At 70.9% G+C, this 6,908-nt stretch carries 6 protein-coding genes; 2 read left to right on the top strand and 4 right to left on the bottom strand.

Features of this window, described 5'->3' with window-relative positions:
* Positions 1-102: 102 nt before the first annotated feature.
* Complete coding sequence (locus AAHM41_RS37760; protein WP_342241785.1) at positions 103-525, bottom strand: hypothetical protein; 423 nt, start codon at positions 523-525, stop codon at positions 103-105.
* A 91-nt stretch (positions 526-616) separates the two neighbouring features.
* Positions 617-1,456 carry a phytanoyl-CoA dioxygenase family protein gene (locus AAHM41_RS37765; RefSeq protein WP_342241786.1) on the bottom strand — a complete coding sequence of 280 codons (840 nt, stop codon included), beginning with the start codon at positions 1,454-1,456 and terminating at the stop codon, positions 617-619.
* A gap of 120 nt (positions 1,457-1,576) precedes the next feature.
* On the opposite strand from AAHM41_RS37765, the gene AAHM41_RS37770 reads away from it, so the two are divergent.
* Positions 1,577-2,815, top strand: coding sequence for an MFS transporter (locus tag AAHM41_RS37770; RefSeq protein WP_342241787.1), 1,239 nt, complete (start codon positions 1,577-1,579; stop codon positions 2,813-2,815).
* Between the two features lie 151 nt (positions 2,816-2,966).
* Here AAHM41_RS37770 and AAHM41_RS37775 read toward each other — a convergent pair whose 3' ends face one another.
* The gene (locus AAHM41_RS37775) at positions 2,967-4,973 is read right to left on the bottom strand and encodes an aminopeptidase P family protein (protein ID WP_342241788.1); all 2,007 of its coding nucleotides are present in this window, start codon (positions 4,971-4,973) and stop codon (positions 2,967-2,969) included.
* Between the two features lie 350 nt (positions 4,974-5,323).
* On the opposite strand from AAHM41_RS37775, the gene AAHM41_RS37780 reads away from it, so the two are divergent.
* Positions 5,324-5,578 carry a DUF1127 domain-containing protein gene (locus AAHM41_RS37780; RefSeq protein ID WP_342241789.1) on the top strand — a complete coding sequence of 85 codons (255 nt, stop codon included), beginning with the start codon at positions 5,324-5,326 and terminating at the stop codon, positions 5,576-5,578.
* Between the two features lie 18 nt (positions 5,579-5,596).
* Here AAHM41_RS37780 and AAHM41_RS37785 read toward each other — a convergent pair whose 3' ends face one another.
* On the bottom strand, positions 5,597-6,850 hold the full coding sequence (locus AAHM41_RS37785) for an MFS transporter (RefSeq protein WP_342241790.1): 1,254 nt from the start codon (positions 6,848-6,850) through the stop codon (positions 5,597-5,599).
* Positions 6,851-6,908: the final 58 nt, after the last annotated feature.

Here is a 6,908-nt window from a genome sequence, read left to right on the forward strand (position 1 = left end):
GGGGGGGGGTGGGGTGGGCCCCACTCCTGCCTCGCCCCCCCCCCCCCGCCCCCCACGACCTGGGCCGGCTTTCGCCGGCCCTTGCTTTGACCGAACGCCCGGTCAGGCGACCGGCTTCGCCTTCTCCGGCCGGGCGGCATTGATCCGCCGCAGCACCAGGTCGCGCTCCTCGCGCACCTGGATCTCGCGGCCGCGGGCCAGCAGGACCGTGCGCGCCCTCGGATGGTGCCAACTCTGCGGCGCTCGCAGACCCTCCACCCGGGCGGCGACCACATGCACCGGCGTGCCGGACGGCGTGGTCAGCCGGGCGACGGAGACGCCGTTCCCGAGCTTCTTCAGCACCGTCGGCAGCGAGTCCGTAAGATAGGCCTCCTGCTCATCGGCGGCTGCGGTGCCGAAATCGATCTTGGTGCGGCCGGGGATCTCGCCCGACCGGTAGGATTCGCGGATGAAGACGATGTCGCCCTTCGGGATCGACACGGCGCCGCCCTGGTCGTCCGTCCCGGTCAACACGGCCTTGACCATGGAGTCTCCCTCCCAGTTTGCGGTTGATTCCTTGCGGAACCTGTTACTGGAAGATGGAATTAACCGGCGGGGGGATCAAGCGTTTGTGCGGTCACGCAAATCCGCGCACCGGCAGGTCCGGCCCGCGGCGCAGCCAGTTGCGCGGCGAATAGGCGGTGCGGCCGTCGGTGACGTGCAGCGTATAGGCGTGGCGCGACACCGGCGACCGGTTCGGCGCGCTGTAATGCGGCAGCCGGCCGTGGAAGCAGACCAGCGCGCCGGCCTTGACCTCGACCGGCACCGCGGTGGCGTCGGTCGGCCAGGGCGTGGCGTCCAGCGTTTCCATCCGGGTCGCGCCATCCTCCAGCAGGAAGCGCTCGCGCAGCGGGCCGCGATGGCCGCCGGGCTCGACCCACAGGCAGCCATTCGACCGGTCGGCATCCTCCAGCGCGAACCAGAAGGTGGTGACGCTGATCGGCGTGGTCTCGAAGAAGCTGGCGTCCTGGTGCCAGCGCACCTCGCCGCCGATGCCCGGCTGCTTGAAGATGTACATCGACTGCCAGATCTGCGGCTCGGCCAGGCCCAGATCGGCGGCCAGCGCGGCCAGCTTCAGGTCGCGCGAGAACCGGTCGAACACCGGGTCCAAATCGTGCAGCGCATGGCCGATCTTGTTGATCGACAGCGCCTTGGCCTGGCGTAGCCGGCCGTTCCCGTCGAACGCCTCCTCCTCGAAGAAGCAGCGGATCTTGTCGCCGGAGGTCAGGAAGTATTCGTCGGATTTCCGCTCCTGCTCCCTGGTGGTGAAGATCGAGACGGTGTCGCCGGGATCGAAGGCCTCGACGATCGCCTCGGCCCGGGCGCGGACGGCACGGATCTCCTCGATCGGCTTGAAGCCCTCCAGCACCAGATAGCCGTCGCGTCCGTACTGCGCTTTCTGCGTCTCGCTCAGCATCGCCGTCCTCGCTCCGATTCCATGGGCAGTCTAGCGCGATCGCCGTCCCTGGCACCGGTCTTGCTTGCAATCGCACTGAAACAATGCTCGGACGGTTCGGGGAACAGGCGGGGGACGGCGATGGCCACGACGGAGATCGGCATCACGGCAGGCGGCGCAGCGGCGGACCGGCCGGATGCGACGGCGCGGCGAGCGCTGGTGGCCTCGGCGGTCGGCTACGCCATGGACGGGTTCGACCTGCTGATCCTCGGCTTCATGCTGTCGGCGGTGGCGGCGGGGCTCAGCCTGACCCCGGCCGAATCGGGGTCGCTGGTGACCGCGACGCTGATCGGCGCGGTGGCCGGCGGCATCCTGTTCGGCATGCTCAGCGACCGCCTCGGCCGGGTGCGGGTGCTGACCTGGACCATCCTGCTCTTCGCCGTCTTCACCGGCCTCTGCGCCCTGGCGCAGGGCTATTGGGACCTGCTGGCCTACCGAACCATCGCCGGGCTCGGCCTCGGCGGCGAGTTCGGCATCGGCATGGCGCTGGTGGCGGAGACCTGGCCGGCCCGGTACCGGGCCCGCGCCTCCTCCTATGTCGGGCTCGGCTGGCAGGCCGGCGTGCTGGCGGCGGCCCTGGCCACGCCGCTGCTGCTGCCGGTGATCGGCTGGCGCGGCATGTTCGCGATCGGCTTGCTGCCGGCGGTGGTGTCCTTTGTCGTCCGCCGCACCATCGGCGAGCCGGCGCTGTTCCTCGATCGTGCTACCCGGCCACGCCAGGGCAATGCGCTGCGGCTGCTGGTCAAGGACGCCCGCACCACCCGGATCAGCTTCGCCGTCTTCATCCTCTGCTCGGTGCAGAACTTCGGCTATTACGGGCTGATGATCTGGCTGCCGACCTATCTGTCGACGGCGATGGGCTATTCCCTGACCAAATCGGCGCTGTGGACGGTGGTGACCATACTCGGCATGTGTGTCGGCATCGGCGCCTTCGGCCATCTGGCCGACCGGATCGGCCGGCGCCCGACCTTCATCCTGTTCCAGGCCGGCGCCGCGATCATGGTCGTGGTCTACGCCCAGATGACCTCGCCGACGGCCTTGCTGCTGGGCGGCGCGGTGATGGGGCTGTTCGTCAACGGCATGATCGGCGGCTACGGCGCGCTGATGTCGGAGCTGTACCCGACCGAGGCGCGGGCGACGGCGCAGAGCGTGCTGTTCAACCTCGGCCGCGGCGTCGGCGGCTTCGGCCCGCTGGTGGTCGGCGCCCTCGCCTCGCAGTATTCCTTCAGCCTGGCGATCGGGCTGCTGGCGGTCATCTATGTGGTCGACATCGGCGCCACGCTGATGCTGCCGGAAACCAAAGGCGTGGAGCTGGAGTAGGGGTCGCCGTCAGAGACCGTTTCGAAATGCGCTGGTGTGAGTCGGCTGGCGGTGGTTTCGAGAACCGGAGCGCAGCGGACATTGGTCCGTGAGCACCGGAAGCGGAGAAACCGCCGTCAGACGGCCGCACCAGTAGCATTTCCAAACGGTCTCAGCCCACCGGCCGGGTCGCCTGCTCAAGCCAGGCGCGGTCCTCGCCCTCCAGCTGCGGGCCGACGATGTCCCGCACCTTGGCGTGGTAGGCGTCCAGCCAGGCGCGCTCGTCCGGGGTCAGCAGCGCCGCATCGACCAGGGCCAGGTCGATCGGCGCGAAGGTGATGGTCTCGAACTCGTAGAAGGTCCGGGTCTCGTCGCTCAGCGCTGCGCAGGGCTGCACCACCACCAAAGTCTCGGTGCGGATGCCGTAGCGGCCGGCGGCGTAGTAGCCGGGCTCGTTCGACAGGATCATGCCGGGCTCCAGCGCGATCGTGCTCGGTGTCTTGGCGATCCGCGCCGGTCCCTCATGCACGCTGAGATAGCTGCCGACGCCATGGCCGGTGCCGTGATCGTAGTCGAGCCCATGCTCCCACAACGGCCGACGGGCGAAGGCGTCGATCTGCGACCCGGTGGTGCCCTTCGGGAAGCGCGCGGTCGAGATCGCGATATGGCCCTTCAGCACCAGGGTGAAGTTGCGCCGCATCTCCTCGGTCGGGGTGCCGACGATGATGGTGCGGGTGATGTCGGTGGTGCCGTCGCGATACTGCCCGCCGCTGTCGACCAGATAGACATTGCCCGGCTCAATCCGACGGTTGCTCTCGGCGCTGAAGCGGTAGTGGGGCAGGGCGGCGTTCGGGCCGGCGGCGGAGATGGTGTCGAAGCTGAGGTCGCGCAGTGCGCCGGTGGCGACCCGGAACTCCAGCAGCTTGGCGGCAGCCCCGGCCTCGTCCAGCGCGCCGGACGGCGCCTCGCGCGCCAGCCAGGCCAGGAAGCGGCTGACCGCGGCGGCGTCGCGGCGATGCGCGGCGCGGGTACCCTCCAGCTCCACCGCGTTCTTGCGGGCGCGGGGCAGGGCGCAGGGGTCGGCGCCGACATCGACCTTGGCGCCCTTCAGCCGGTCCTGCACCCAGGCGCTGGCCGAGACGGCGTCGATCCGCACAGCCTTGCCGGCGCGGCCCAGCCCCTCCAGCGTCTGGCCCAGCGTGCTCGGCGGCTGGATCGCCACCTCGTTGCCGAGATGGGTGTCGACGCCCGGCACCAGCTTGCGCCGGTCGATGAACAGGTCGACCAGACCGTCGGCGTGCAGCACGGCGAAGGACAGCGGCAGCGGCGTGTGCGGCACGTCGGCGCCGCGCAGGTTCAACAGCCAGGCGACGCTCTCCGGCGCGCTCAGCACCACCGCGTCCAGCCGGTCGCGCCGCAGCGCCTCGGCCAGCTCGGCCCGCTTCTCGCGCGCATCCTTGCCGGCGACGTCCAGCGCCTGGACGATGGTGGGCGAAATCGGGGCCGGCGGCTGGTCGGTCCACAGCGTGTCGATCGGGTTCTCCTCGACCGCCACCAGCGTGCCGCCCGCGGCCTCCACCGCCTTGCGGGCCTTCTCGACCCAGGCGACGGTGACCAGGCGCGGGTCGTAGCCGGCTCGGCCGCCTTTCGGCAGCGCCTCGGCCAGCCAGGCCTCGTGCGGCTCCTGGTGCAGGTGCCGCCGCTCCCACAGCGCCGGGTCGGTCTGCTGCTGGGCCTGGATGGTGTAGCGGCCGTCGATGAAGATCGCCGCCCGCTCGGCGGTGACCACGGCGATGCCGGCGGAGCCGGTGAAGCCGGTCAGCCAGGCCAGGCGCTCGGCCCGGGCCGGCAGGTATTCGCCCTGATGCTCGTCGGCATGCGGCACGACATAGGCATCCAGACTAAGCCGGGTGAGTGCCCCGCGCAGCGCGGCCAGCCGCTCCGCCGGCTTCGGTCCGGCCGGGCGGCGGGCGGCGGCGACCGCGGCCTTGGCGGCGCGCAGCCGCTTGGCCTGGGCCTCGGTGGCGCCCGGCACCGCCAGCTCCATCCATTCGCGGTCGTCCAGCGCCGCGGGCGCGGCGATCACGCCCTCCAGCAGCTCCTGCAGCCAGGCGGCGTCGTAGCGGCCGCCGGTGTCGGCAGAAGCGGCGGCGAGGGCATCGGCGAGATCGGTGGTCATCGGCAGCGCGTCCGTCAGCGAGGGCGGCCCGGGCGCCCAAGCGCCGGGCGGGATGAATCCTTATCGCGCATCGGGCGGGGCGGGGGAAGCGGCTGGGCACCGTCGCGCTCAAGCCCGGCGCGGCCGCGTAAAGTGATATGTTGCTATGCACAAATTCGATATTGCGCTGCACAAGAAAGCGCGCATTCTATCGATGTGAGACCGCCGATCCGGCGATCGATCCACCAATGACAATCTCGGAAACGTCTCCCGGAAGCAGCGTTCCTCCATGCCGTCACGGCGGGGCCGCGGCGGATGTTGCAACGCAATAACCTGCACCAGCAGGAAGCGGAAACACGGGACACACGATCATGGGATACCAGCTTCTCGCCACTCTCATCCGCGGCTTCTTCCGGATCCGCGGCGGCATCGACCGCAGCCTGACCTATCACGAGCTGATGGAGCTGACCGACCGGCAGCTCGAGGACATCGGCCTGACCCGCAACCTGATCGAGACGGTGCTGGTGCAGGGCGACGACGACGTGACGGCCATGCTGCCGGAAGGCGCGGTCCGCGCCTCGCTGCAGCGCGCCGCCAACACCAACCGGCTCGCCAGCGTGGCCTGACCGGCCGGCTCGGCCTGATCAGCGTTCGGTTGCGTCGACGGCGGGCGTCTCCGGCGCCCGCGGGTCGAGCCCGATGGCGCCCTGGGTCGCCGGCTGCACCGACACGAAGCCCGGCCGCGACTCGGCCGGGGCGCGCGCCCTCTGCCCCATCCGGTAGAGGGTGAAGGCCACCAGCACCACGTTCACCGCGCCGACGAAGGCGAACAGCGTCGGCGTGCCCAGTTGCACCATCAGCAGGCTGGCCGGCACCGGGCCGACCACGGCGCCGATGGCATAGATCAGCAGCAGGCCGCTCGAGGTCTCGACGAACTCCCCGGCCCGGACCTGGTCGAAGGTGTGCGCCAGGGCCAGCGGGTACAGCGGCAGCGAGAAGGCGCCGTACAGGAAGGCCAGGCCGATCACCGCCGTCCCCGGCAGCCAGTCGACCGCCAGCAGCGCCGCGCCGGCGGCCGCGGTGCCGATGCCCGAGATCGCGATCGTCCAGCGCCGGTCGACCCGGTCGGACAGCCGGCCCAGCGGCCATTGCCCGGCGGCGCCGCCCAGCACCGCCACGCTCATGAACAGCGCCACGGTCGCGGCGTCGAAGCCGCGCGCCTGGGCGAAGACCGGCCCCAGCGACCAGAAGGCGGCGTTGCCGATGCCGACCACCAGGCAGGCGGCGGCCCCGACCGGCGAGGTCGCGACCAGCCGGGCCAGCCGCAGCCGCACTGCCTCCGGCACCGGCGGCGCCGCCACGCGGGTCATCGCGACCGGCAGCACCGCCAAACAGATCATGATCGCGATCCAGGTGAAGGCGGTCATCGGGTTGCCGGTCTCCACCCCCAGCAGCATCTGGCCGATGGTGATCGCGACCAGGGTGACGATGGTGTAGAGCGACAGCACCGTGCCGCGGGTGCGGCTGGTCGCCTGCTCGTTCAGCCAGCTCTCGATCACCATGAACACCACGGCGAAGCAGAAACCGGTGCCGCCGCGCAGCACGATCCAGGGCGCCGGGTGGACATATTGCGGGAAGGACAGGGCGACCGCCGCCGCCAGCGCCGCCACCGCCGCGAAGGTGCGGACATGGCCGGCGCGGCGGACCAGATGCGGACCCAGCAGGCAGCCCAGCACGAAGCCGGCATAGTAGCCGGAGCCGAGCAGGCCGGTGACCACGGTGCCGAAGCCGGCATCGGTCGCCCGCACCGCCACCAGCACCGCCTGCAGCCCGTTGCCGCACAGCATCAGCCCGACCCCGGCCAGGAGCGCGGCGACGGAGGAGAGGACGGCGGACATGGGATGAACCTCGGCGGCACCGGCGACGGAGAATCCCGCCGCCGGAGATCCAGCCTAG

It is taken from the genome of Inquilinus sp. OTU3971 (genome assembly GCF_038440215.1).